Source organism: Actinocatenispora thailandica (assembly GCF_016865425.1).
GTDB classification, from domain to species: Bacteria; Actinomycetota; Actinomycetes; order Mycobacteriales; family Micromonosporaceae; genus Actinocatenispora; species Actinocatenispora thailandica.
The window spans coordinates 3,967,603-3,992,949 of record NZ_AP023355.1; the positions used below are offsets into that span (position 1 = coordinate 3,967,603).

18 protein-coding genes are annotated in these 25,347 nt (G+C 74.6%); 7 read left to right on the forward strand and 11 right to left on the reverse strand.

Annotated features, from left to right (window positions below; translation table 11 throughout):
* Positions 1-163 precede the first annotated feature (163 nt).
* Positions 164-3,082: a M36 family metallopeptidase gene (locus tag Athai_RS17720; RefSeq protein WP_203962502.1), complete on the forward strand. Its 2,919-nt coding sequence runs from the start codon at positions 164-166 to the stop codon at positions 3,080-3,082.
* A gap of 110 nt (positions 3,083-3,192) precedes the next feature.
* Here Athai_RS17720 and Athai_RS17725 read toward each other — a convergent pair whose 3' ends face one another.
* Positions 3,193-4,776: a hypothetical protein gene (locus Athai_RS17725; protein WP_203962503.1), complete on the reverse strand. Its 1,584-nt coding sequence runs from the start codon at positions 4,774-4,776 to the stop codon at positions 3,193-3,195.
* Between the two features lie 85 nt (positions 4,777-4,861).
* Here Athai_RS17725 and Athai_RS17730 point away from each other — a divergent pair, with 85 nt between their 5' ends.
* A complete protein-coding gene (locus Athai_RS17730) occupies positions 4,862-6,004 on the forward strand; it encodes a HAMP domain-containing sensor histidine kinase (protein ID WP_203962504.1) in 1,143 nt (380 codons plus the stop codon).
* Positions 6,005-6,032: 28 nt separating this feature from the next.
* Positions 6,033-6,689: a response regulator transcription factor gene (locus tag Athai_RS17735; RefSeq protein ID WP_203962505.1), complete on the forward strand. Its 657-nt coding sequence runs from the start codon at positions 6,033-6,035 to the stop codon at positions 6,687-6,689.
* Positions 6,690-6,749: 60 nt separating this feature from the next.
* On the opposite strand, the gene Athai_RS17740 is transcribed toward Athai_RS17735, so the two are convergent.
* The 4 genes from Athai_RS17740 to Athai_RS17755 form a co-directional block, all read right to left on the reverse strand.
* Positions 6,750-7,619 carry an ABC transporter ATP-binding protein gene (locus Athai_RS17740; protein WP_239157015.1) on the reverse strand — a complete coding sequence of 290 codons (870 nt, stop codon included), beginning with the start codon at positions 7,617-7,619 and terminating at the stop codon, positions 6,750-6,752.
* A 5-nt stretch (positions 7,620-7,624) separates the two neighbouring features.
* Positions 7,625-9,082, reverse strand: coding sequence for an ABC transporter permease (locus Athai_RS17745; protein WP_203962506.1), 1,458 nt, complete (start codon positions 9,080-9,082; stop codon positions 7,625-7,627).
* Between the two features lie 283 nt (positions 9,083-9,365).
* Positions 9,366-9,884 carry a hypothetical protein gene (locus Athai_RS17750; protein ID WP_203962507.1) on the reverse strand — a complete coding sequence of 173 codons (519 nt, stop codon included), beginning with the start codon at positions 9,882-9,884 and terminating at the stop codon, positions 9,366-9,368.
* Between the two features lie 182 nt (positions 9,885-10,066).
* Complete coding sequence (locus Athai_RS17755; RefSeq protein ID WP_203962508.1) at positions 10,067-11,263, reverse strand: DMT family transporter; 1,197 nt, start codon at positions 11,261-11,263, stop codon at positions 10,067-10,069.
* 47 nt (positions 11,264-11,310) lie between these two features.
* Here Athai_RS17755 and pdxR point away from each other — a divergent pair, with 47 nt between their 5' ends.
* Positions 11,311-12,777 (forward strand): MocR-like pyridoxine biosynthesis transcription factor PdxR, encoded by a 1,467-nt coding sequence (gene pdxR, locus Athai_RS17760; protein WP_203962509.1) that lies wholly within the window; start codon positions 11,311-11,313, stop codon positions 12,775-12,777.
* Between the two features lie 54 nt (positions 12,778-12,831).
* On the opposite strand, the gene thrC is transcribed toward pdxR, so the two are convergent.
* The 4 genes from thrC to argS form a co-directional block, all read right to left on the reverse strand.
* Positions 12,832-13,887 carry a threonine synthase gene (thrC, locus tag Athai_RS17765; protein ID WP_203962510.1) on the reverse strand — a complete coding sequence of 352 codons (1,056 nt, stop codon included), beginning with the start codon at positions 13,885-13,887 and terminating at the stop codon, positions 12,832-12,834.
* A 2-nt stretch (positions 13,888-13,889) separates the two neighbouring features.
* Positions 13,890-15,197 (reverse strand): homoserine dehydrogenase, encoded by a 1,308-nt coding sequence (locus tag Athai_RS17770; RefSeq protein WP_239157424.1) that lies wholly within the window; start codon positions 15,195-15,197, stop codon positions 13,890-13,892.
* A gap of 83 nt (positions 15,198-15,280) precedes the next feature.
* Entirely contained in the window at positions 15,281-16,720 is a 1,440-nt protein-coding gene (gene lysA / locus Athai_RS17775; protein WP_203962512.1) for a diaminopimelate decarboxylase, read from the reverse strand.
* A gap of 2 nt (positions 16,721-16,722) precedes the next feature.
* Complete coding sequence (gene argS, locus Athai_RS17780) at positions 16,723-18,381, reverse strand: arginine--tRNA ligase (protein WP_203962513.1); 1,659 nt, start codon at positions 18,379-18,381, stop codon at positions 16,723-16,725.
* Between the two features lie 244 nt (positions 18,382-18,625).
* Between argS and Athai_RS17785 the strand changes: the two genes are divergently transcribed.
* The 3 genes from Athai_RS17785 (at position 18,626) to Athai_RS17795 (ending at position 23,361) form a co-directional block, all read left to right on the forward strand.
* Positions 18,626-18,862, forward strand: coding sequence for a hypothetical protein (locus Athai_RS17785; protein ID WP_203962514.1), 237 nt, complete (start codon positions 18,626-18,628; stop codon positions 18,860-18,862).
* 219 nt (positions 18,863-19,081) lie between these two features.
* Positions 19,082-22,429 (forward strand): bifunctional lysylphosphatidylglycerol synthetase/lysine--tRNA ligase LysX, encoded by a 3,348-nt coding sequence (gene lysX / locus Athai_RS17790; RefSeq protein WP_239157016.1) that lies wholly within the window; start codon positions 19,082-19,084, stop codon positions 22,427-22,429.
* Complete coding sequence (locus tag Athai_RS17795) at positions 22,429-23,361, forward strand: alpha/beta fold hydrolase (RefSeq protein WP_203962515.1); 933 nt, start codon at positions 22,429-22,431, stop codon at positions 23,359-23,361. The genes lysX and Athai_RS17795 overlap by 1 nt, the downstream gene beginning before the upstream one ends.
* A 30-nt stretch (positions 23,362-23,391) precedes the next feature.
* On the opposite strand, the gene Athai_RS17800 is transcribed toward Athai_RS17795, so the two are convergent.
* Together Athai_RS17800 and Athai_RS17805 are read right to left on the reverse strand one after the other, a co-directional pair.
* Positions 23,392-24,207, reverse strand: coding sequence for a hypothetical protein (locus Athai_RS17800; RefSeq protein WP_203962516.1), 816 nt, complete (start codon positions 24,205-24,207; stop codon positions 23,392-23,394).
* On the reverse strand, positions 24,204-25,154 hold the full coding sequence (locus Athai_RS17805) for an endonuclease/exonuclease/phosphatase family protein (RefSeq protein ID WP_203962517.1): 951 nt from the start codon (positions 25,152-25,154) through the stop codon (positions 24,204-24,206). Before Athai_RS17805 ends, Athai_RS17800 begins: the two co-directional genes overlap by 4 nt.
* Positions 25,155-25,347 lie beyond the last annotated feature (193 nt).

Here is a 25,347-nt window from a genome sequence, read left to right on the forward strand (position 1 = left end):
CCGGCAGGAGGCGGCCGACACACCCCGGCCACCAACCGGACTCGAAGTGACATTTCTCCGACCCGCCTTGTGACCGACGCCTCGTCTGGTGCACTCTGCCTCGGGCGGACTGACTTATCCCCAGTGTCCGTCGTTCTCTCGCCCTGAAGAACAAGGGGTTCAGATGACACAACCGTCCCGATCAGCCGCGCGCCGGCGGCGCCGGCTGCTGCCCGTCCTCGCCGGGCTCAGCGGCGCGCTGCTGCTGGCCGCCACCGCTCCCGCCCAGTCCGCGCCGGCCGGCCGCGCCGCACCGGGCGGCGCGGCGCGGTCGGCCGACCCGCTGCCGCTGGCCAACTACGACGCCCGCACCGACGATCCCGGCGCGCGCCGCACCCTCGCCGCGCGCGACGCCCGCGCCGCGGCGAAGCCGGCCGCCGGGGTTGCCGCGCTCCGGCACCGGCTCGGTACCGAGGGGATCGTCGACATCGACCCGCTCACCGGTACCGCGCGGCAGGTGGCCAACACCGACGGCTACCTGACCGGTACCTCGTCGGCGAGGCCGGCCGACGTCGCGCTGCGCTACGTGCGCGCGCACCGCGACGTGTTCGGGCTGTCCGACGCGGCGGTGGCCGACCTGGCCCTGCGCCGCGACTACGTGGACGTGGCCGGGACGCACCACCTGTCGTACACCCAGAGCGTGGCCGGGGTGCCGGTGTTCGGCAACGGCCTGCAGGCCAACGTGTCCCGCACCGGCCGGCTGATCAGCGTGCTCGGCTCGCCGGTCGCCTCGTTGCCGGCCCGGGTCGGCACCGCCACGCTGTCGGCCGCCGAGGCCCGCCGGGCCGCGGTACGCAACGCCGGGCAGTCCGCGACCGCGCAGCCGGCGAAGGTGGCCGGCGGCGAGACCACCTTCGCCGGTGGCGACACCGCGCGCCAGGTGGTGTTCGAGACGGTGCACGGGCCGCGGCTGGCCTGGCAGACCATCACCACGCCGGCCAAGGGCGAGATGTACCTGCACGTGCTGGACGCGCGCACCGGCCGGGTGCTGTACCGGCAGGACCTGGTCGACAACGAGTCGGCGCGGGCGACGGTCTGGGACAACTACCCGGGTGCCCGCCGCGGCGGGCGGGCCCGCAGCCGCAGCCTGACCGCGCACGGCTGGCTGCCCCGCGGCGCGAGCACACTGGACGGCAACAACGCGCACGTCTACTCCGACCTCAACGACAACAACCGGCCGGACGCCGGCGAGGAGGTGCCGGCCAACGCGAACGGGTCGTTCGTGTTCGGCTTCACCAACTTCGACGCGCAGAACCCGGGCAAGGGCTGTTCGGCGGCGTACCCGTGCTCGTGGGATCCGAACACGCCGAACTCCTGGCAGGCCAACCGGAAGCAGAACGCCGCGCAGGTGTTCTACTTCCTCGGCAAGTACCACGACCACCTGGCGGCGCGGCCGATCGGGTTCACCCGGGCGGCCGGCAACTTCGACGCCCGGGACGGTGACGCGGTCCAGGCCGAGCCGGACGACGGCGCGAACACCGCCGACGGGCTGCCCGACTCCGCGCACGTGGACAACGCGAACATGGCCACTCCGCCGGACGGCCAGGCGCCGCGGATGCAGATGTACCTGTGGAACGACCCGGCCGACCAGTCCGACGGCTTCATCCCGTCCAACGGCGGCGACGAGGCGGACGTGGTGTACCACGAGTACACCCACGGGCTGTCCAACCGGCTGGTGGTCGACGCGAACGGGCTGTCCACGCTGGGCAACGTGCAGGCCGGCTCGATGGGCGAGGCGTGGAGCGACTTCTACGCCTACGACTTCCTGGTCGACCAGCACTACTTCACCGACAGCCGGTACCGGTCCGGCGACCTGAACATCGGCATCTACGTCGGGCACGGGCAGACGATCCGTACCCAGCCGCTGGACTGCGCGGTCGGCGCCTCGGCGACGGTGTGCCCCGGCACCAAGGCCGCCGGGCCGGGCGGCTACACCTACGGCGACTTCGGCAAGATCTCCTCGCGCGGTACCGAGGTGCACGCCGACGGGGAGATCTGGGCCGAGACGCTGTGGGACCTGCGGACCCGGCTGGGCAGCCGGCTGACCGAGTCGCTGGTGACCCGGGCGATGGAGCTGTCCGCGAACAACCCGTCGTTCCTGGACGAGCGCAACGCGATCCTGATGGCCGACACCGTGGTCAACCACGGCCGGGCGCACAAGGCGATCTGGCAGGTGTTCGCGCACCGCGGGATGGGCTACTTCGCCGGTTCGCTGTCCGGTGACGACACGCAGCCGGTGGAGGACTTCTCGATGCCGCCGGCCAAGGGCACCCCGACCGGTACGGTCTCGGGCACCGTCACCGACTCCGCCGGTGCCGGGGTCTCCGGCGCGACGGTCGCCTTCGGCGGGCACGCCTCCGGCTACCTCGGTGACTTCGCCGGCGTGACCGACGCCGACGGGCACTACTCGATCGGCGGCATCCCGGCCGGCACCTACCCGAAGGTGTTCGCCAGCGGCCCCGGCTACGAGCAGTCCGACCAGCGGTCGATCTCGGTGTCGTCGAACGGGACCACGGCCGACTGGTCGCTGGTGCGCGACTGGGCGGCGGTGTCCGGCGGCGCCAGCATCGCCGACTTCAACGGCCCCGACTACACCCCGGACTGTGGCCCGGACGGGCTGTACGACGCGACGCAGGGGCACGGCTGGGGCTCCGACGTGGTCGGCGGCAAGGACGGGGTCGGGATCGACCCGCGGCACGTGACGGTGGCGCTGCCGACCGCGGTGGACATCGCGGAGCTGCGCATCGACCCGTCCGCGACCTGTGGCGACGACCAGTCCGCCTCGGCCGGCGACTACCAGGTGGAGACGTCGACCGACGGCAAGACCTGGACGGTGGCGGCGAAGGGCCACTTCGGCCCGGACGCGTTCCACACGTACACCACGGTGTCGCTGACCGCCGGCGCGACCGGGGTCAAGTACCTGCGCTACACGATCCTCGGTTCGCAGGTGAGCGACTACGGCATCAGCTGCGCCAGCCGGCCGGTGTCCGGCTGCTTCTACGTGGACAGCACCGAGGTGCTGGTGCACGGCTCACCGAGCTGACCCGTTGCCGGCTCCACCGCGGGGCGCGACCCGACCGGGTCGCGCCCCGCTGCCGTGCGGTGCCCCGCACGGCGGGCCACGGTGATCGCCGACTCGGCGCGCCATGCGACCTAGGTAGCTGAGCCACTCTCGCTGCCCGGTCCGGTCCGCGACACCGGATCGTTCGCCGCCGGCCGGCCCGCGGTGCGGGGGCGCAACGCCAGCCAGCAGGCGATCGCCGCGTACCCGCACACCACGGCCAGACCACCCCACCACGGCAGCGGCAGGTACCCGGCGGACGGCGCGAAGTGTGCGGTCACCTGGTCGAAGCGGGTGTTGCTGGACAGCACCGCGAAGCCCGCCGCCGGGCTGAGCCGCAGCAGCCAGTCGGCCACCGCGTCCGGCAGCAGCGGCACCCTACCGACCGCGTACGGCAGCAGCAGCGTCACCGTGCCGACCAGCGCGCCGAGCCATCCTCGCCGGCACCACGTCCCCAGCCCGTACCCGAAGGCGGCGCCGGCGGCGAGCAGAGCGGCCGCGCCGACCACGACGCGCAGCTCGGTGCCCAGCGGTACCGCGATCACCGCGGAGCCCGCCGCCCGGAGCGCCGCCACCCCCGCCGGCACCGCGATCGCGGCGGCGACGAGGCCGGCGACACCGGTGGCCACGACGAGCACCCCGAGCCGGGCCAGCCGGTACCGCCGGCCACCGGCACCGGGCTCGCCGTCGCCCGCCGGGCGACGGCGCCCACCGCGGCCGGCACCGAAGCGGGCGGCGACGATCAGCACCAGAAGCAGCGCGAGCGGCAGACCGCCGAGGGTGTCCCCGACCGACGCCGCGTGCTGCTCACCGATCGGGCCGATGTCGCCGGTACCGGTGACGGCGAGCGTGCCGCCGCGGGCCACCAACCCGGGAGCTCGGTGGTACCGCTCCCAGTCGGTCTGGCCCATCTCACCGATCGGCCCGGCGGCCCAGTGCGCGGAGGTCGCGCCGGTCAGCGACACATGGTCGAAGGTGCCGGTGACCTGGGTGAAGCGGACCTGCTCCAGGCTGCCCCCCAGGCCGACCCGCCGCAGGGTCAGGTCGCCGGGTGAGGCCGCGAACAGGCCGATGTCCACCCTGGCGCCCAGATGCTTCGGCCGGACCACGCCGACCCGCCGCCAGCGCCTACCGTCGGCCGACTCCTCGCCGACCACCGTGCCGCCGGTGCGGGTCAGGCGCAGCCAGCGCGGCGCCGCGGTGCGGGGGCTGCCGGCGATGTCGTGCACGTAGTCGTACTGCAGCCGCACGCCGTGCCGGCCGGTCCGCATCAGCGCCGCGTAGCTGGAGCCGGGGCGCAGCCCGTCCTTGACGATGATGCCGACCTTCGCCCAGGGCACCAGCCCCGCGACGATCGTGTCGTGGTGCGGCGGCGGGTAGGTGATCACGCCGGTCATGCCGGCCAGCCGTACCGTCAGCGAGCCGTCGCCGGTCAGCGTCCGGTGCGCGAAGTAGAAGTGGTCGTCGACGGTGCGCCCGCCCGGCCCGACCGGGTCGGTCGGGCACGCGGTCGGCATGTTGCCCGCGCTGCAACTCGACCGGTTCAGGTAGGCGGTGCCCAGCGCCACGGCGACGACGGTCAGGACGGCGACCGCCAGCGCCACGAGGCGGGCCGGGGTACGAAACGCGGTCCAGGCCCGGCGCAGCGCGGGTGGATCCTCGGTCATGGTGGACATACCGCGGTTCTAGCCGCGATCCGGTCACACCGGCCGCACCGTGGTTGTCACCCCGCTGTTAGGTCCGGCGCGGCATGCTGGGGCGATGCCACCTCGCGCGCTCCGCCGGACCGTCCGGGTCCGGTTCACCGCCCTGTACTCCGGGCTGTTCCTGGGCTCCGGCGCGCTGCTGCTGGCGCTCGCGTACGGGTTCACCGCCGGGACCCAGCGGTCGGTCTCCCGCCAGGTGCCCGGCACCGGCGGCAGCACCGGGACCGCCGAGCAACTGCGACGGCTGCAGGCCGAGCTGGCCGACGCGCACGCCAGCCAGACCCGGCAACTGCTGCTCGGCTGCCTGCTGGCGCTCGCGGTGATGGCGGCGCTGTCGGTACTGCTGGGTACCGGGATGGCGCGGCGGGTGCTGCGCCCGCTGCGCGAGATCACCGCAGCCACCCGGCGCATCTCCGCGGCGAACCTGGACCAGCGGCTGGCCGTACCGGGGCCGGACGACGAGGTGAAGGACCTGGCGGACACGATCGACGGGCTGCTGGCCCGGTTGGAAGCGTCGTTCGCGGCACAGCGCCGGTTCGTCGCGGACGCCTCGCACGAGCTGCGGACCCCGCTGACCACGATGCGCGCGGCACTCGACGTGGCCGCGGCCAAACCGGCGCCGGCGCCGCAGACGGTGGCGCTCGCCGGCCGGCTGCGCACCGAGCTGGACCGCGTCGACGGGCTGCTGTCCGGGCTGCTGGTGCTGGCCCGCGCCGAGCACGGCGCGCTGCGCGACCGCGTCCCGGTGCCGCTCGACGGGCTGGTGGCCGACGCGCTGGCCGACCGTGCCGACCAGATCGCGGTACGCCGGCTCGCGGTGACGCTCGACGGTGCCGGCGACCCGGTCGGGTACGGGGATCGCACGCTGCTCGCCCGGCTGGTGGCGAACCTGGTCGACAACGCCGTGGTGCACAACGCACCGGGCGGCTGGATCCGGATCACCACCGGAGTCACCCAGGACGAGGCGTGGCTGACCGTCGCGACCGGTGGGCCGGTCCTCGATCCGGCCCGGCTCACCGAGTTGACCCGGCCGTTCCGCCGGCTCGCCGCCGACCGGACCCGGTCGGACACCGGCTCCGGGCTCGGCCTGTCGATCGTCGCCGCGATCGCCGCCGCGCACCACGGCAACCTGGCCCTCACCGCGCCGGCGACCGGCGGCCTGACCGCGACGGTACGGCTGCCCCGGGTCGCGGTATGAGGGCCGGCCGGGGATCGCGGAGGGCGGCGTGAGGGTACTGGTGGTGGAGGACGCGCGGGCGCTCGCCGAGGTGATCGCCGAGGGACTGCGCGACGCCGGGATGGCGGTCGACGTCGCCGGCGACGGGATCGAGGCCGCCGCCCGGCTCGACCGCAACCGGTACGAGGTGGTCCTGCTGGACCGCGACCTGCCCGGCATCCATGGCGACACGCTCTCCCGGATGATCGCCGAGGCCGAGGACCGGCCGATGGTGCTGATGCTCACCGCGGCCGGCTCACCGGACGACCGGGTGGACGGGCTGTCCGCCGGCGCCGACGACTACCTCGCCAAGCCGTTCCACTTCCCCGAGCTGATCCTGCGCATCCACGCGCTCGCCCGGCGCCGGCCGGTGGCCCGGCCGCGTACCCTGCGGGTCGCCGGGATCGAGCTGGATCCGGTGCGGCGCAGCGTGTTCCGCTCCGGTCGGCGGCTCGAGCTGTCGGTCAAGGAGTTCGCCGTGCTCGCCGCGCTGCTGCGCGCGAGCCCCGGCTACCTGAGCACCGAGGACCTGCTCGACCGGGTGTGGGACGAGCACGCCGACCCGTTCACCAACACCGTCACGGTCACCATCGGCCGGCTGCGCCGCAAGCTCGGCGACCCGCCGGTGCTCACCACCCTGCCCGGCGCCGGCTACCGGATCGCCTGAGCCGGGGCCGGATCCCGGCAGCGGCCGGCCCCGGCCACACCGTGCGGGGCCGGCCGCCGGTCACTCCGCCGCGGTCGCCTCCTCCGGCAGGGCGACGCGACCACCTGGCGCGGTGCCGCCGGCGTCCCGCGGCTCGGTGGTCGTCACGGGGGCGGCCGACTGCTCCGCCGTCGCGACCGCACCGCCCACCGCGGCGCTGTCGGCGTCCTTCGGCTCCGTGGTCACCGCGCGGGACCGGGCGGCCCGGCGGTCGTCCTTGCGCAGCGACACCTTGCCCTTGGAGATCCAGGCGATCCGCGGCGCCCGGCGCGCCACCGTACTGTCGTGGGTGACCGTGATCAGGGTCAGGCCGCGGTCCTTCCACAGCCCTTCCAGCAACGCGATGATCTCGTCCCGGGTGTCCTCGTCCAGGTTGCCGGTCGGCTCGTCGGCCAGCAGCACCGCCGGCTCGGTCACCAGTGCCCGGGCGATCGCGACCCGCTGCTGCTGCCCGCCGGACAGCTCCGCCGGCAGGTGCCCGCTGCGGTCGGCCAACCCGACGTCGGCCAGCGCCCTGCCGGCGCGCTCCCGCCGGCTCGCGGCCGACACCTTCAGCGGCACCAGCGCGGTTTCCACGTTCTCCTGCGCGGTCAGGGTCGGGATCAGGTTGAAGAACTGGAACACGAACCCGAACGACCGGGCCCGCACGCCGGCGAGCCGACGCTCGGACAGCCGCGCCAGGTCGTCGCCGTCGAAGAGCACGCTGCCCGAACTCGGCCGGTCCAGCGCGCCGAGCAGCTGCAGCAGCGTGGTCTTGCCGTGCCCGGTCGGGCCCTGGATCGCGAGCCAGTCGCCGTCCGCGACGGTCAGGTCGACCCCGTCGAGCGCCCGGACCTCCTTGCGCCCCTTGGTGAAGCGCTTCGTCACCTCGGTGAGTGCGTACATCGCCATCCCCTCTAGTCGACTCGTCGCAGGGCGTCCGCCGGGCGCAGCCGGGCCGCCCGCCACCCGCCGAAGCCACCGGCGATCAGGCCACCGGCGACGGCCAGCGCCACCGCGAGGACGACGGTGCCGATGGTGACCGACGCCGCCAGGTGCACCTCGACGGTGTGCTGCGCGGCGCGGGCGAAGCCGCCGCCGAACCGGCCGCCGCCCGGCCCCGCACCGGCGCCGCCGGCCGGGCCGCTGGGCATCGTCGCGGTCAACGCGGGCGCCAGCCGGTTCACCAGGTACGTACCGAGGAAGCCGAGCGCGACTCCGAGCACACCGCCGAGCACACCCTGCACCAGCGCCTCGCCGAGCACCTGGCCGACGATCCGGCGGGTACGCCAGCCGAGCGCCTTGAGCGTGCCGAACTCGCGGATGCGCCGGCTCACCGCGCTGACCGTGAACAGTGCCGCGGTCACGAACGCCGCGATCAGCACCACCACAGCCAGCCAGCGGCCCAGGTTGCCGGCCAGCGACGCGGCACCCGACAGCGAACCCGAGACCTCGCCGGCCAGGTCGGACGAGCTGGTCACCGTCGCCTTCGGCAGCACCTTCCGCACCTCGCCGCCGGCCGCGTCGACCGCCGACGCGCTGGTCGCCTTGACGTAGATGGTGGTCACCTTGCCGGGCAGGTTCGCCAGCCCCTGCGCGGCGGCGAGCGGCAGGTACACGTCGGAGCCCTGGTCGGCCCCGGAGACCACGCCGACGACGGTGAACTTGGTACCCGCGACGGTGAGGGTCTTGCCCTTGGCCAGCCCGCGCTGCTTGGCGAAACCGCTGGCGAGCACCGCCACCTTGCCCTTCGCGTCGCTGCTGGCGAAGCTGCGGCCGGCGGTCACCCGGACCGAGGACAGCGGCCCCACGCCCGGCGCGGACAGGTCGACGCCGGCAATCGAGTACGTGTCCACGTTGATCGGCGGCTGGCTCGGCGCCGCGCCGGACGCGCCGCCGGAGCCGCCGCGGGCGAACCCACCCGGGCCGCCCCGCCCGGTGCCCTGGCCGCCGCTCTGCTGCTGCGCGAACTTCCCGTCGACCTTCACGTCGGTCAGGCTCAGCCCGCCGGCCGCGGCGGACACGTGTGGCTGCCGCGCGACCTTCGCCACCGTCGCCGCATCGAAGCTCTGCAGTCCGATGCCGGCCGTCACCCGGTCGGTACTGAAGCTCTTCCGGCTCTGGTCGCTGCCGCGCTGGCGCTGCACGTCGAAGCGTTGCGGGCCGCCGCTGCCCCGGGTTGCCTGCTGGGTGACGCTGATGTCGGTGCCGACGCCGTACAGCGAGTGCAGCACGGACTGCTGCGCGGCCTGCACGCCGGCCGACAGCGCGGTGACGGTGACGGTCAGCCCGATCCCCAGCGCCAGGCCGAGCGCCACGACGATCGCCTGCCGTCGTCGGCGCCGCAGCTCGCGGCGCAGATAGGTGAGAAACATGTCGAATCCTCCAGCACGTGGCGGCCGGGGCGCGATGGTGCGCACCGGTACCGGCCGGCGCACAGTGTCCGGCGGCACGCTGTGCGGAGGCTGTGCCGCGGATGGGGCATGTCTCTGCGCCCGCACCCGACGTCCGGAAAGCCGGAATCACCTGCGGCACGGCGCATCGAGCGAGGCACCGGGCAGCACGAAGCAGCCGGCCGCGCCGGGCGGGTCGCGCCGCCGCCACGCGCCGCCGGCGCGGACCCGGTCGACCACCACGTACCGCCGGGGCCGCCCGCGGTCAGGAGATGATCGAGACGTCGATCCGGTAGCCGGCGCCGCCGGACAGCTTCAGCTCCACGTTCGCCGGCGCCTGGTCATCCAGGTAGAACGTCCGGCCGTTGCGGAAGGCGTCCCGCACGTCCTGCTGGCCCGGCGGGTTCTTGCTGTGCTCGGCCAGCCAGCCGGCGGTGGCGCCGACCGGGTCGGCGCCCTGCCCGGTGCCGCCGGTCCAGGTCGCACTCAACTCGGTGTGGTGCGGCGCGCGCGGCTCGCCCTGCTCCTCGAACCCGTCCGGACGGCCGATCCGGTGGTAGATCGCGAGGGTCGCCTGCTCCTGCCGATGGTGCTGCCACACGTTGAAGCCGGCGATGCCGCAGCCGATCAGCACCAGCACGCAGAACCCGCCGACCAGGCCGATGATCAGGCCCTTGTGCGACTTGCGGGGGCCACGGGGCCGCGCCGGCGCCGGCCAGCCCGCCGCGCCACCGGGTCCGCCGGCGACCGGCGGGTAGTCGGCGCCCGGCTGGTCGGCGATCAACGGGACGTTCGGCCCGATCGGGCCCGGCGGGCCGCCGAACCCGGGACCCGGCCCATCTGGCGCAGCGCCGTGGCCCGGCGCCGGCTGCCCGTACGGCGGCGGGCCGGGCCGACCGTACGGCGGGCCGGGCTGACCGTACGGCGGGCCGTTGCGGCCGTCGGGCGGCGGTGCTCCCGGCCCGTTCATCGCCATCTGCCTGCCCTCTCCCCCGGTGGCGCCGCGTCACGCCGTGCGGCCGGCAGCATAACCGGTCGACGCACCCGAACCCGGTCGGACCCGGTCGCGCTGGTCGAACCGGTCGCGCTGGTCGAGCCGCTCGGGCTGGTCGCGCTGGTCGAACCGGTCGCGCTGGTCGAGCCGCTCGGGCTGGTCGCGCTGGTCGAGCCGCTCGGGCTGGTCGCGCTGGTCGAACCGGTCGGGCTGGTCGAACCGGCCCGGCCGGTCGGGCTGGTCGAACCGGCTGAGCCGGTTGAGCCGGCTGAGCCGGTCGGGCCGGTCGGGCCGGTCAGGCCGGCGAGCAGCCCCGCCGCGACCAGGACCGCACCCGCCAACTGCCCCGGCCCGAACCGGCCGGTACCCAGCAGCGGCGCGACCGCCGTGGCAACCAACGGGGTCAGACCGGAATAGAGCGTGGCCCGGGCGGCGCCGAGCCGGCCGAGCGCCGTGTACCAGGCGAGGAACGCCAGCACCGTCACCGGCAGGGCGAGCCAGAGCAGCCCGGCCGCCTCGGTCGCGGTGGGCAGCCGCACCGCAGCCGGCCCGTCGGTCACGAACCCCACCGCCAGCGCCTCGACCGCCGCCAGCGCGCAGCCGTAGCCGGCGACCCGGATCGCACCGAGCCGCGGCAGCAGCGGTGCCGCCTGGGCGGAGAACGCCACCTCACCGACCAGCGCCAGCACCGACCAGCCGAGCCCCGCGAGGTCGCTGTCGCCGAAACCCTGCACCACCGCGGCACCGGCGACGACCAGCGCGGCGGCGAGCACCGGTCGCCAGCGGCCCACCGCACCCGCACGCACGGCCGCGACCAGCGCGAACACGATCGGACTGGCCGCGATGAACACCCCCGGGACGGCCGGCTCGGCGGTGCGCAGGGCGGCGAGGATGGCGAGGTTGAACCCGACCATGCCGGTCGCCGCGAGCAGCGCGAGCCGGAGCATCTCGCCGCCGCTGACCCGGACCCGCGGGCCGCGCCGGGCCAGCAGCAGCAGGATTACCGCCGCCACCCCGTACCGCAGCGCCTGGCCACCCGGGTACGGGTAGTGCGGCAGCAGGCTGGACGCCACCACCGAGGTACCGATCAGCCCCATCGCACCGGCGGCGAGCAGGTGCGGGGTGCGGGCGCCGGCAGCGGGTGGTCGGGTACCGATCCGGGAGGTCATGACGGCACGCTAGCCAGCAGATCGGTCCTCGATTAAGGTCCAATCCGATGGAGGTTTCGTGGACCAGTCCGGCGTGGGAGCTGCTGCTGCCGGCGGTTCGGGCGCCGCGCCGCCAGCGCCGCCGGCTGCTCGAGTCGGCCCTGCGGGACGCGGTCCGCTCCGGGCGGATCGCCCCGGGCACCCGGCTGCCCGCGTCCCGCGCGCTCGCCGCCGACCTGGGCGTCTCCCGCGGCCTGGTCACCAGCGTGTACGACCAGCTGCGCGCCGAGGGCTACCTGGACGGCCGGCCCGGCTCGGGCACCTACGCGGGCGGCGGCCGCACCCCGCCCGGTACGACGGCGGCAGCCACCGCACCGGGCGTCCCGCCCGGCGGGCGCCGGGAGACGCCGCACCCCGGTGCGGTCGCCCGGGGCGGGGCGCCGGGCGGCGGCGAGGCGGCGCCCGGCCCGGCCACCCGGTTCGACTTCCGGCCGGGGCAGGCCGATCCGCGGCTGTTCCCGCGCGCCGCCTGGGGCCGGCTGTACCGGCAGGTGCTGGCCGGCACGCCGGACGCGGCGCTGCGCTACGGGGACCCGCGCGGAGTGCCCGAGGTGCGTACCGCCCTCGCCGAGGTGCTGATCCGCCGCCGCGGCGTGGTCGCCAGCCCGGACCGGATCGTGGTCTGCGGCGGCGTCGCCCAGGCGATCAGCCTGCTGACCCGGGTACTGGCCGCGGCCGGGCACACCACGATCGCGGTCGAGGACCCGGGTGCGCCGGAGCATGCGATGTTGGCCGGTACCAACGGGCTGGCGCCGCTGCCGGTTCCGGTCGGTACCGCCGGCCCGGCCCTCGACGCCGCGCCGACCCGGGCCGCGCTCGTCACGCCGGCACACCAGTTCCCGACCGGTGTCGCCTACCCGCCCGAGGTGCGTTCCGCGCTGGCCTCCTGGGCGTCCACAGTGGATGGTCTGCTGATCGAGGACGACTACGACGGCGACTTCCGCTACGACCGGGCACCCGTCGGCGCCCTGCAGGGTCTCGCGCCGGACCGGGTGGCCTACACCGGTTCGGTGTCCAAGTCGCTCGCGTCCGGGCTGCGGCTCGGCTGGCTGGTGGTGCCGGATCGGTGGCTGTCGGCGGTCGTCGAGCGCAAGCGCGCCGACGACCTGTGCGGGCCCGTACTCGAACAGCGGACGCTCGCCGCGTTCCTCACCACCGGCCGGTACGACGCGCATCTGCGCCGCTGCCAGCGGATCTACCGGGCCCGGCGGGACAGCCTCGTCGCCGCGGTCCGGGAGTACCTGCCGGCGGCACGCATCACCGGCATCGCCGCCGGCCTGCACGCCGTACTGCACCTGCCCGGCGGGGACGAGGCGGCGCTGGCCGCAGCGGCGCACCGCGCCGGGATCCAGCTGCGCGGGCTGCGGCACCACGGATCGACCGGAACGCCCGGCTTCGTGTTCGGTTACGCACACCTGACCCCCGACACGATCACCGCCGGCGTCGCCGCGCTCGCCGCCGCCTGGCGCACCTGACCCCCTCCCCGACGCGGAGCACGGGAGCCGGGCCGCGGGTCTGCGCGCGCCGGTTCAGGTGAGGCCGAGGGAGGCCGCCGCGGCGTGCGCGTCGACCGGGATCGTGGTCGGCGCCGGCGCGGTGGACACCGCCCAGTCCGGGTCCTTGAGGCCGTGCCCGGTCACGGTGCAGACGACCGTCTGGCCGCGCTCGATCAGCCCGGCGTCCACCGACCGGAGCAGGCCGGCCACGCTCGCCGCGCTGGCCAGCTCGACGAACACGCCCTCGGTGCGGGCGAGCAGCTTGTACGCGGCGAGGATCTCCCGGTCGGTGACCGCATCGATCCGCCCGTTCGACGCGTCCCGCGCGTCGACCGCCTTCGTCCAGCTGGCCGGGTTGCCGATCCGGATCGCGGTCGCGATCGTCTGCGGCTGCCGGACCACCTCGCCGCGCACGATCGGTGCCGACTCGGACGCCTGGAAACCGAACATCCGCGGGGTGTGCGTCGCGTTGCCGGCCCGCTCGTCCTCGACGTAGCCCTTCCAGTACGCGGTGATGTTGCCGGCGTTGCCGACCGGCAGGCAGTGGATGTCCGGCGCGTCGCCGAGCGCCCCGACGATCTCGAACGCGGCGGTCTTCTGCCCCTCGATGCGGTAGGGGTTGACCGAGTTCATCAGCGCGACCGGGTAGTCGATCGACAGCTTGGAGGCGAGCGCCAGGCAGTCGTCGAAGTTGCCGTCGACCTGCAGCAGCTTCGCACCGTGCACCAGGCCCTGGGCGAGCTTGCCGAGCGCCACCTTGCCCTGCGGGATCAGCACCGCGCACAGCACCCCGGCCCGCGCCGCGTACGCCGCGGCGCTGGCCGAGGTGTTCCCGGTGGAGGCGCAGATGACCGCCTTCGCGCCGTCCTCGATGGCCTTGGAGATCGCCACCGTCATGCCGCGGTCCTTGAACGACCCGGTCGGGTTCATCCCCTCGACCTTGAGGTACACCGTGCAGCCGGTGCGGGTGGACAGCTGCTCGGCGGGCACCAGCGGGGTGCCGCCCTCGTACAGCGTGACGACCGGGGTGGTGTCGGTGACCGGAAGCCGGTCGGCGAACTCGTTGATCACGCCGCGCCAGGTGCGCACGTCTACTCTCCCTCTACCCGCATCACGCTGGCGACCTGCCGCACGATGTCCAGCTTCGCCAGGGCGTCCACAGTGGACCGCAACGCTGCGTCCGGCGCCCGGTGCGTGACGATCACCAGCAGCGCCTCGCCGCCGCTACCGGCCTCACCGCCGCGGCCCTCCTGCCGCACGGTCTGGATGCTCACCCCGTGCTCGGCGAACAGCGCCGCCACCTGGGCGAGCACCCCGGCGCGGTCGGCCACGTCCAGCGAGATGTGGTACCGGGTGGCGACCTCGCCCATCGGCCGCACCCGCAGGTTGGCGTACGCCGAGTCGGCGACCGCGGAGCGGCCCAGCCGCCGGTTGCGGGCCACCGCGACCACGTCGCCGAGCACCGCGGAGGCGGTCGGCGCACCGCCCGCGCCCGCCCCGTAGAACATCAGCCGGCCGGCCGCCTGCGCCTCGACGAACACCGCGTTGTACGCGTCGCCGACGCTGGCCAGCGGGTGGCTGCGCGGGATCATCGCCGGGTGCACCCGGGCCGACACCGACTCCGAGCCGTCCTCGTCCCGGCGCAGCTCGGCGATGCACAGCAGCTTCACCACGCAGCCCATCTCCTGCGCGCTGGCCACGTCGGCGGCGGTCACCTCGGTGATGCCCAGCCGGTACACGTCGGCGGCGGTGACCCGGGTGTGGAACCCCAGCGAGGCGAGGATGGCGGCCTTCGCCGCGGCGTCGAACCCCTCCACGTCGGCGGTCGGATCCGCCTCCGCGTAACCGAGCTCGGTCGCCTCGTCCAGCGCCTCGCCGAACCCGGCGCCGGAACTGTCCATCTTGGACAGGATGTAGTTGGTGGTGCCGTTGACGATGCCGGTGATCCGGGTGATCCGGTCGCCGTGCAACGACTCGCGTAGCGGCCGCAACAGCGGGATCGCACCGGCGACCGCGGCCTCGTAGTAGAGGTCGGCGTCGCCGTCGGCCGCCGCCGCCGCGAGGGTCGCGGTGTCCTCGGCCAGCAGCGCCTTGTTCGCGGTGACCACGCTCTTGCCCGCGGACAGCGCCTGCACCAGCCAGCTGCGGGCCGGCTCCAGCCCGCCGACCACCTCGACCACGATGTCCACGTCGTCCCGCTTGATCAGACCGGCGGCGTCGGCGGTGAACAGCTCGCGGGGCACCGGCAGCGGGCCACGGTCCCGGTCCGGCCGACGCACCGCGATCCCGGCGATCTCCAGCGGGGCGCCGATCCGGGCGGCGAGATCGTCGGCCTGCTCGTGCAGCAGCCGGACCACCTCGGCGCCCACCGTGCCGCAGCCCAGCAGCGCGAGCCGCACCGGCTCCGGCGCGCTGCCACTGTCGGTGGCCGCGCGGGTGTCGGCGGGTTTGACCGGATCCGCTGTGTTGCCTGGGTTCGTCGTCATCCCACATCCAGCCGCAGCAGGTCGTCCTCGGTCTCGGCGCGCACGATCACCCGGGCCGTACCGTCGGCGGCGGCGACCACGGCGGGCCGGGGCACGTGGTTGTAGTTGCTCGCCATCGACCGCGCGTACGCCCCGGTGCCCGGCACCGCGATCAGGTCGCCGGGGGCAACGTCGGCCGGCAGGAACTCGTCGCGCACCACGATGTCGCCCGACTCGCAGTGCTTGCCGACCACCCGGGCCAGCGCCGGCGGCGCGGTGGACGCCCGGGAGGCGAGCGTGCAGGAGTACGACGCGTCGTACAGCGCGGTGCGGATGTTGTCGCTCATCCCGCCGTCGACCGAGACGTACTTGCGGGTCGCGCCGCCGTCCAGCTCGACCTGCTTGACTGTGCCCACCTCGTACAGCGTGCACGCGGCCGGGCCGCTGATCGACCGGCCCGGTTCGACCGACACCCGCGGCACGGTCAGCCCGTAGGCGGCGCACTCGTGCTCGACGATCTTCGCCAGCGCGGCGGCGATCTCGGTCGGCTCGAACACCTCGTCCTGGGTGGTGTACGCGATGCCGAAGCCGCCGCCGAGATCCAGCTCGGGCAGCTCGACGCCGTGCTCGTCACGGAGCTGCGCGGCGAGCTCCAGCACCCGGCGGGTGGAGACCTCGAACCCGGCCGCGTCGTAGATCTGCGAACCGATGTGCGAGTGCAGCCCGAGCAGCCGCAGCGACGGGGCGGCGAGCACCCGGCGCACCGCCTCCGCGGCGGCACCGCCGGGCGCCCCGGTGTTGCCCCGGTTCAGCGAGAAGCCGAACTTCTGGTCCTCGTGCGCGGTCGCGATGTACTCGTGGGTGTGCGCCTCGACCCCGACCGTCACCCGGATCATCACCGGCACCCGCACCCCGCGCTCCGCGGCGAGCACCGCGAGCCGGTCGATCTCGTCGAACGAGTCGAGCACCACCCGGCCGACCCCGGCCGACACCGCACGGTCCAGTTCGGACAGTGACTTGTTGTTGCCGTGGAAGCCGATCCGGGCCGGATCCATTCCGGCAGCCAGCGCGACCGCGAGCTCCCCGCCGGTGCACACGTCCAGCCGCAGGCCCTCCTCGGCGATCCAGCGCACCACCGCCTTGCACAGGAACGACTTTCCCGCGTAGTACACGTCGGCGCCGGCCAGCGGGTCGAACGCGGCGGCGAAGGCATCCCGGTAGGCCGCGGCGCGGGAGCGCAGGTCGGCCTCGTCCAGCAGGTACACCGGGGTACCGAACTGGGCGGCGAGATCGGTGACCGGGATGCCTGCGACGCGCAGCACGCCGTCGGAGCCGCGGGTCACGGTGCGCGGCCACAGCTGCGGCAGCAGGTCGTTGACGTCGGCGGGCTCGCGGAGCCATTCCGGGCCGTGCTGGCCGATGTCGGCGTGCAGGGCACCGGCCTCGTGGGCACGCACGACTACATCCGTTCCGGCGCCGAGACACCGAGCAGGTGCAGGCCGTTGGCCAGCACCACCCGGGTCGCCTCGACCAGCCACAGCCGCGCGACGGTCAGGTCGGTCGGCTTCTCGTCGCCCTGCGGCAGGATCCGGCAGGCGTCGTAGAACCGGTGGTACGTGCCGGCCAGTGCGTGCAGGTAGCGGGCCACCCGGTGCGGTTCGCGCAGCTCGGCCGCGCCGGCCACCACCGCCGGGAACTCGCCGAGCGCCTTGAGCAGGTCGCCCTCCTGCGCGGTGGCCAGCAGGCTCGCGTCGAAGTCGGCCCCCCGGCCGATCCCCAGCTCGGCGGCGTTGCGGCCGAGCGAGGCGATCCGGGCGTGCGCGTACTGCACGTAGAAGACCGGGTTGTCCTGGCTGCGCTTGGCCCAGGCGTCGAGATCGAGGTCGATCGGCGAATCCACCGAGTACCAGGCGAGCGAGAACCGCGCCGCGTCCACGCCGACCGCGGACACCAGGTCGGACAGCAGCACCACGGTGCCGGCCCGCTTGGACATCCGGACCGGCGCGCCGTCCTTGACCAGGTTGACCAGCTGGCCGATCAGGATCTCCAGCGTCTGGTCCGGGTCGTCGCCGAAACAGGCCGCCATCGCCCGCATCCGGCCGATGTAGCCGTGATGGTCGGCGCCCAGCATGATCACGACCTTGTCGAAGCCGCGCTGCCGCTTGTCCAGGTAGTAGGCGCAGTCGGCGGCGAAGTAGGTCCAGTCGCCGTCGGACTTGACCAGCGGCCGGTCCTTGTCGTCGCCGTGCTCGCTGGTGCGCAGCCAGATCGCGCCGTCCGACTCGTACACCGCGCCCTGCTCGCGCAGCCGGTCCAGCGCCGCGGTCAGCTCACCCCGGTCGTGCAGGTCCTTCTCGTTGAAGTAGAGATCGAACTGCACCCCGAACTCGGCCAACGAGGTCTTGATCTCGTCGAACATCAGCGCGACGCCGTCGACCCGGAAGATCTCCAGCGCCTCGTCGGCCGACTTGTCCAGCACGCCCGGGTTGCGGGTGACCACGTCGGCGGCGATCTCCGCGATGTACTCCCCGTGGTAGCCGTCCTCGGGGATCTCGGCACCGGTGGCCGAGGCGTACAGCGAGCGGGCGAACCGGCCGATCTGCGAGCCGGCGTCGTTGAAGTAGTACTCGGTGCCGACCTGCGCACCGGTGGCCCGCAGCAGCCGGGACAGCGCGTCGCCGACCGCCGCCCAGCGCACCGCGCCGATGTGCACCGGCCCGGTCGGGTTGGCCGACACGAACTCCAGGTTGACCCGCTGGCCGGCCAGGGTGTCGGAGTGCCCGTACCGCTCACCGGCGTCAACCACGACCCGGGCCAGCTCACCGGCCGCGGCGGCGGACAACCGGATGTTCAGGAAGCCGGGGCCGGCGATGTCGACGGACGCGACCCCGACCGCGCCGGCGAGCCGCTCGGCGATCCAGCCGGCCAGCTCCCGCGGGTTCACCCCGGCCTTCTTCGCCACCTGCAGCGCCAGGTTGGACGCGTAGTCACCGTGCTCCGGATTGCGGGGTCGCTCCACGCTCGTCGTCGTGGGCAGCACGGCGGCATCCAGCCCGTGCCCGGCGAAGGCGTCTCGGGCGGCGGCAAGAACTGTCTCGGCAAGCTCGGCGGGAGTCACCCGACCATGCTATCCAGCGCCGGGCGCGGCACCCGGCCCTGGCCCGGCGCACCGACCACCACGTGGTACGCGACATTCGGCCACGATGCGGGCGACCGCCCTGGTCACGCACAGGGGCGCGTGGTATCAACCGAGTCGGGTAGCTTTTGTGCTCCGGTGTCGTCCCGACGACGGGCCGCGACGCGGCGGCGCCGCGAGACGTCGAGGCGATGCCTCGGGCCGATGGCGGAAGGCGGGCGCGGGCATGTCGATGATGATCAATCCGAGCGGCAAGAGCGGTCAGGTCATTGCCGCGGGCAAGCCGTTCACGCTCCGGCTGAAGAAGAAGCGCCCGGCCGAGCCCGACCCCGGTACCGAGCGGGACGGCGACGCCGAGCCGGCGGCCGGCGCGGACACCGACGCCGAGCCGGCGGCCGGGGCGGACACCGACGCCGAAACCGACGCCGACGAGCCGGACGGGGCCGAGCGCACCGACCGGTGACCCGGCGAAGCGCGCGCGCGAAACCCGAACGCCCAAACTCGCTGGCGTGGCGTACATGCACACTTACCACGCGTTTGCCTGAGCCCGATTACGCTGAGACACGATCGCGCCCCGAGGATCCGGGACGCCGTGTCGGCGCCGCCGTCCAGCCCTGACCACAGGCACGGCGGCGCCGGGCCGGACCGGCCCGAACCCGCAGCACGTAGGGCTGGAGCAGACGTGACGAACGAGGCGACCACCAGCAGCTGGGACCGGCTGCGGCCCCGGATCCCCACCGTGTTCGCCACCTACCTGGGGCTGCTCGCGCTGTACGGGCTGGTTCGGGCCGCGATCCCGCCGCTGCGCGACTACCTGTACTGGCCGACGGCGCTGATCGAGACGCTCGGCCTGCCCGCCTCGGTCAACCTCGCCTGGGTGGCGTTCCTGGTCATCCTCGCCGGCGCGGTGGCCCGGCGGAAACGCGTCGCCGGGGTCATGCTCGGGATCCTGCTCGGCCTCGCCCTGCTCGTCGACCTGATCGGCGACGCCTACATCGCGGTCAGCCTCGCCACCGACCACGACGTGCCCGGCGTGTACGCCGCCGACGTCGTGTTCACCGCGGTCGGCACCGTGTTCGTGGCGGTGGAGGTGGTCGTGCTGGTCCGCGCCCGGCACGAGTTCTACGCCCGGGTGCAGCGCGGCAGCTTCCGCAAGGCGATCGCCACCCTGGTGATCGGCCTGCTCGCCACCGCCGGTATCGGCTACCTGCTCGTCACCCTCGACCCGGGAACGCTCGCCGGCCGGCGCAAGCGGGCCTCCTGGGTCGGGCACCGGCTGCTGGACTCCAGCGATCCGCTGCACGGGCCGGCCGGCGCGCCGCACTGGATCGCGCTGGTGACCGGGTTGTGCGTGGCCGCCACACTGTTCGCCGCGCTGCTGGTGCTGCTCGCCTCGCAGCGCACCGCGGCGGTGCTGCCACCGGACGAGGAGGCCCGCATCCGGGTGCTGCTGGACCGGTACGGCGAACGCGACTCGCTGGGCTACTTCGCCACCCGGCGGGACAAATCGGCGATCTTCTCCGAGTCGGGCAAGGCGGCGATCACCTACCGGGTGGTCGGCGGGGTCATTCTCGCCTCCGGCGACCCCATCGGCGACCCGGAGGCGTGGGCGCCGGCGATCGCCGCGTGGCACGCCTTCGCCCGCCGGTACGCGTGGACGCCCGCGGTGATGGGGGCGAGCGAGCAGGGTGCCACCGCGTACTCCCGGGCCGGGTTGCGGGCGCTGCAACTGGGTGACGAGGCGGTGCTGCACGTCGCCGACTTCACCCTGGAGGGCCGGGACATGCGCGGCGTGCGGCAGGCGGTACGTCGGGTGCAGCGGGCCGGCTACACCACCCGGATCCGACGGCACACCGACGTACCGGCCGAGGAGATGGCCGAGATCGTCGCGCGTGCCGAGGCGTGGCGCGACACCGGGTCCGAGCGCGGCTTCTCGATGGCGCTCAGCCGGCTCGGCGACCCGGCCGACGGCCGCTGCGTGCTCGTCGAGGCGGTGGCGCCGGACGGCACCCCGGCGGCCCTGCTGTCGTTCGTGCCGTGGGGCCGCCACGGGTTGTCGCTGGACCTGATGCGCCGCGATCCGACCGCCGACAACGGGCTGATGGAACTCATGGTCGCCGCGGTGATGGGCGCCGCCGGCGGGCTGTCGGTGTCGCGCGTCTCGCTCAACTTCGCGGTGTTTCGCGCCGCGTTCGAGGAGGGCGCCCGGATCGGCGCCGGGCCGATCCTGCGGCTGTGGCGCAAGCTGCTGCTGTTCTTCTCCCGGTGGTGGCAGATCGAGTCGCTGTACCGGGCGAACGTGAAGTACCGGCCGACCTGGCTGCCGCGCTACCTGTGCTTCGCCGAGACGCGGGACGTGGCGCGGGTCGGGCTCGCCTCGGCGATGGCCGAGGGGTTCGTCACCGTGCCCCGGCTCTCCGCGCTGCTCAACCGCGGCCGGGACCGGGCGATCAGCGCACCGGTGCCGCAGCCACCGGCCACCGGCCCGGCCGCCGGTACGCCGGAGGAGCCGGCCGAGCCGATCACGCCGACCCGGCCGCCGGTGCCGGAGCAGGTCGCGGTCCGGCTGGCCACGATGGAGAAGATGCGGGCCGCCGGGACCGACCCGTACCCGGTGGTCGCGCCGGTCACCGACGGCTGCGGCGAGCTGGCTTGCCGGTACGCCGAACTGCCGGCCGACCACGCCACCGGGGTGGCGGTTCGGGTGGCCGGCCGGGTGCTGTTCGACCGCGACCACGGCGGGGTACGTTTCGCGCTGCTCCGCGACGCCACCGGCGACCTGCAGGCGATGCTGACCGCCGGGCACACCGGCACCGGCGTGATGCGGCGGTGGGACGACGAGGTCGACCTGGGTGACCAGATCGCGGTCGACGGGGAGATCGTCACCAGCCGCCGGGGCGAGCCGTCGGTGCTGGTCCGCTCGTTCACCATCACCGCGAAGTGCCTGCACCCGCTGCCCAACAAGCACCTCGGGCTGACCGACCCGGAGGCGCGGGTACGGCAGCGGCATCTCGACCTCGCGCTGCGGCCGGCGGCCCGGCGGATGCTCGCGGTGCGCGCGGCGGCGATCGGCTCGCTGCGCGCCACCCTGACCGGCCGCGGCTTCCTGGAGGTCGAGACGCCGATCCTGCAGCGGGTGCACGGCGGCGCGAACGCTCGGCCGTTCCGCACCCGCTCCAACGCCTACGATCTCGACCTGTACCTGCGGATCGCGCCGGAGCTGTTCCTCAAGCGGCTGTGCGTGGGCGGCGTCGGCGCGGTGTTCGAGCTGGGGCGCGACTTCCGCAACGAGGGGGTCGACGCCACCCACAACCCCGAGTTCACCATGCTGGAGGCCTACCAGCCCTACACCGACTACCAGGACGTCGCGGAGCTGGCGCAGACGCTGATCCAGTCGGCGGCGACCGCGGCGTTCGGCGCGCCGGTGCTGCGTCGTACCGCCCCGGACGGGTCGGTGTCCGACGTGGACATCGGCGGCCGGTGGCAGCGGCGCACCGTGCACGAGGCGGTGGCGGCGGCGGTCGGCGCCCCGGTGACGGTGGACACCCCGGTCGCGGAGCTGGCCGCGCACGCCGACCGGCTGCACGTGCCGTACCAACCGGACGAGAGCCACGGCGAGCTGCTGCTGGACCTGTACGACAAGCTGGTCGAGCGCCACACCGTCGAGCCGACGTTCTACCTGGACTTCCCGGCCGACGTGTCGCCGCTGACCCGCGCGCACCGGCGCGACGAGCGGCTCGCCGAACGCTGGGACCTGGTCGCGTTCGGGGCCGAGATCGGCACCGGCTACACCGAACTGACCGACCCGGTCGAGCAGCGGCGCCGGCTCACCGAGCAGTCGTTGCGCGCCGCCGGCGGCGACCCGGAGGCGATGGAACTCGACGAGGACTTCCTCACCGCCCTGGAGTACGGCATGCCGCCCACCGGCGGCCTCGGCCTCGGCGTGGACCGGCTGGTCATGCTGCTGACCGGGCTGTCCATCAGGGACACGCTGGCGTTCCCGATGGTGCGCCCCGGGGGACGGTCCTGATGCCGGCCGGACAGCCCGGCGTGCTGCGTTCCCGCTCCGGGCTGGTCCGGCTGGACGGCGAGCTGGTGCACCTGGTCGACGGCGGCAGCGGCCCGGCGGTGCTGTTCTGCTGCGGGCTCGGGCAGAGCTGGTTCGACTGGGACGCGGTGATCCCGCTGCTGCGCGGGCACCGGCTGGTCCGGCTCAACCGCCCGGGTCTCGGGCTTTCCCCGCGCTCCGCGAGGCCGTCCACGCTGGAGGTCGAGGCGGCCCGGATCGCCGCGGCCGCGGACCACGTCTCTCCCACCGCGCCGGTCACCGTGGTGGCGCACTCGGCCGCCGCACTGCACGCCGAGGCGTACGCGCGCACCGCACCGCACCGGGTCGCCGGGCTGGTGCTCGTGGACCCCAGCTACGAACCCGACGCCGTCGCGACCGAGCAGCCGCTGCGCGCGATCGAGACGGCGGCCCGGCGGGCGGACGCGCCGCTGTCCGGCCTGCTGGCCGCCGTCCCGGTCGGCCGCCTGGTCGGCCCCGCAGCAATGCGCCTGGGCTACCGGCTGAGCACCGCACGGCGGCTCGCCGGGCCGGACCGGCCGGGCTGGCCGCGCCGCCCGGACCCGGTACCGCAGGCGTTGGAGGCGGTGTACTCGTCGGGCGACACGCTGGCGGCGATCGTCGCCGAGCTCACCGGGTACCGGGGGCAGGCGGTGGCGCTGCGGGCGATGCGTGCCGCGCCGTTCCCGGCGGTACCGGCACGGGTGCTCGCCGCGACCTACCGGCGTACCGCGGAGCGGGCGGCCGCCTGGTCCGCGGCCACTGCGGCGCTCGCCGCCGAGCTGTCCGCCGACCACGTGACGCTGCCGGACGCGGCGCACCTTGCCATGCTCGACCGCCCCGACGCGGTCGCCGCCGCCGTCCGCGCCGTCACCGACCCCGGATCCGGATACTGAGCCGCCTCGTCGGGGATGGTCGGGGTCGGCTCAGGCCGGTTCGCCGAAGCGGGCCAGCAGCACCGCCGAGACCACCGCGAGGGCGAACCCGCCGGCCGCGACCGGCCAGTACCCGGGCCGGGTCGTGTCGCCGAGCAGCAGCACCCCGACCGCGGCCGGAACGACCGACTCGCCGAGTACCAGCGCCGCGGTCGCCGCCGCCACCGCACCGGTCTGCAACGCCGTGGTGAACGACGCGAACGCGGTCACCCCGGCGACGATCGCCAGGTACGCCGCGGGGTCACGGACCAGGTGCGCCGGTGAGAGGTCGGGCAGGATCCGGGCCGCGATCGCGACGATGCCGAAGCCGAGCCCGCCGGCCAGCCCCAACGCGCTGCACCGGGCCGGGTTGGGCAGCCGGTTCGCGCCCAGCGCAGCGAGGACGAGCACGCCGGTCGCGGCGACCAGCCCCCAGCGAAACGCGGCGCCGACCGTCGGCGCTCCCTCGGCGCCGGCGGAGAAGCCGATCGAGGCGAGTCCGACGCAGACCCCGGCGACCGCGATCCACTCGTTGCCGGACAGCCGCACCGACAGCAGCGGTACGGCCAGCACCGCGGTCACCGCGAGCGAACCGGCGATCGCGGCCTGCACCGCGAACAGCGGCAGCCCGCGCAGCGCGACGATCTCGGCCACGAACCCGGCGAGGTCGAAGACCAGCCCGAGCAGGTACGGCCACCGCAGCACGACGCGGAGCAGGCCGGCCAGGCCGGAGCCGGCGGGTTCGGTGCGCGCCGCGTACGCCTGGAGGGCGGAGGCGACGCCGAACGACACCGCGGCGCCGAAGGCCGCGAACAGGCTGCTGATCACCCGGTCAGGCTACGGGCCGGGCCCGACGCGGAGATGCTCGCGTCGACCACGAGCGCGGCGTGGTCGGAGTAGAACCCGCCGGGGCCGTGGCACGGCAGCCGCCGCCGCACGGTCTCGGCGGCGCGCACCCGGACCCGGCGCTCGTCGACGAACACGTAGTCGATCCGGTGCGGCAGCCGCTGGTCGCCCGCCGGCCGGTCGAAGGTACCGCCGGGATCGGCGGCCGGGTCGGGGTGCGCCAGCCGGTACGCGTCGGCGAAGCCGGCCTTCGCCAGCCGCGCCGTGACCTGCCACTGCGGTCGTACCTGGCGCCGGTAGTCCGGGTCGCCGGCGGCCAGGTCCAGGTGCGACTCGGTGTTGAAGCCGCCGGCGAGCAGCACCGGGGTGTCCTGCCCGGCCGGGCTGTCGGCCAGTGCGGCCGGCAGGTGTTCGGTGAGGATCTCCTCGATGTTCGCCAGCTGCGGCAGCTCCAGCAGGGCGAGCTGCTCGTCGTTGCGGGTGCGTTCGGCGCCGTCGACGATCTCGGCGACGGTGGCCTCCAGCGCGTCGGCGATCGCCACGTCGAAGCGCAACCAGGTGTCGAAGACGGCGACGTCGCCCCCGTCCGGCAGCTGCAGCCGCAGGCCACCGAAGTTGTAGCTGTCCACGGTGCGGCCGGCCGGTGCCGGCAGCCGGTCGAGCACCGGCAGCCGGGTGACGATGGCGAGATTGTCGTCGGTACCGTCGACGGCCAGCCGGTGGCCGCGGTAGTCCGGGTGCCCGGCGGCGTGCAGCCCGGCCACGATCCGGTCGGTGGCGCCCTCGGTCTCGACGCAGCACAGCACGTCCGGCGCGAGGTGGCCGATCAGGTCGGTCATCTGGTCGAGCACGTCACCGGCCGGGGTGCCGGTGCCGCCACGGCACAGGTTCCACGCCATCAACCGCAGTTCGGACATCGGGCCAGTCATCCGTCACACCTCCGCCGCGGGCGCGGACCCGGTGTCCTCGCGACACGAGCTGCCCGCACCCGGGTGGGTGCCGGGTAGTGCCGCCGCCACGGCCTGTCAGGCTACCGCGACCGCGCGCGGCCCGGCGCCCGCTCTGCGGCCGAACGTACAGTTCGACCGTTATCCCCCAATTGCCGCGCGGCGGGGGCCGGCC

Excerpts from the sequence above, each read along its gene's own strand:
- Athai_RS17720 (WP_203962502.1), top strand. The coding sequence starts at position 164 with ATGACACAACCGTCCCGATCAGCCGCGCGCCGGCGGCGCCGGCTGCTG.
- Athai_RS17725 (WP_203962503.1), bottom strand. The coding sequence starts at position 4,776 with ATGTCCACCATGACCGAGGATCCACCCGCGCTGCGCCGGGCCTGGACC.
- Athai_RS17730 (WP_203962504.1), top strand. The coding sequence starts at position 4,862 with ATGCCACCTCGCGCGCTCCGCCGGACCGTCCGGGTCCGGTTCACCGCC.
- Athai_RS17740 (WP_239157015.1), bottom strand. The coding sequence starts at position 7,619 with ATGGCGATGTACGCACTCACCGAGGTGACGAAGCGCTTCACCAAGGGG.
- Athai_RS17745 (WP_203962506.1), bottom strand. The coding sequence starts at position 9,082 with ATGTTTCTCACCTATCTGCGCCGCGAGCTGCGGCGCCGACGACGGCAG.
- Athai_RS17755 (WP_203962508.1), bottom strand. The coding sequence starts at position 11,263 with ATGACCTCCCGGATCGGTACCCGACCACCCGCTGCCGGCGCCCGCACC.
- pdxR (WP_203962509.1), top strand. The coding sequence starts at position 11,311 with ATGGAGGTTTCGTGGACCAGTCCGGCGTGGGAGCTGCTGCTGCCGGCG.
- Athai_RS17785 (WP_203962514.1), top strand. The coding sequence starts at position 18,626 with ATGTCGATGATGATCAATCCGAGCGGCAAGAGCGGTCAGGTCATTGCC.
- Athai_RS17795 (WP_203962515.1), top strand. The coding sequence starts at position 22,429 with ATGCCGGCCGGACAGCCCGGCGTGCTGCGTTCCCGCTCCGGGCTGGTC.
- Athai_RS17805 (WP_203962517.1), bottom strand. The coding sequence starts at position 25,154 with ATGACTGGCCCGATGTCCGAACTGCGGTTGATGGCGTGGAACCTGTGC.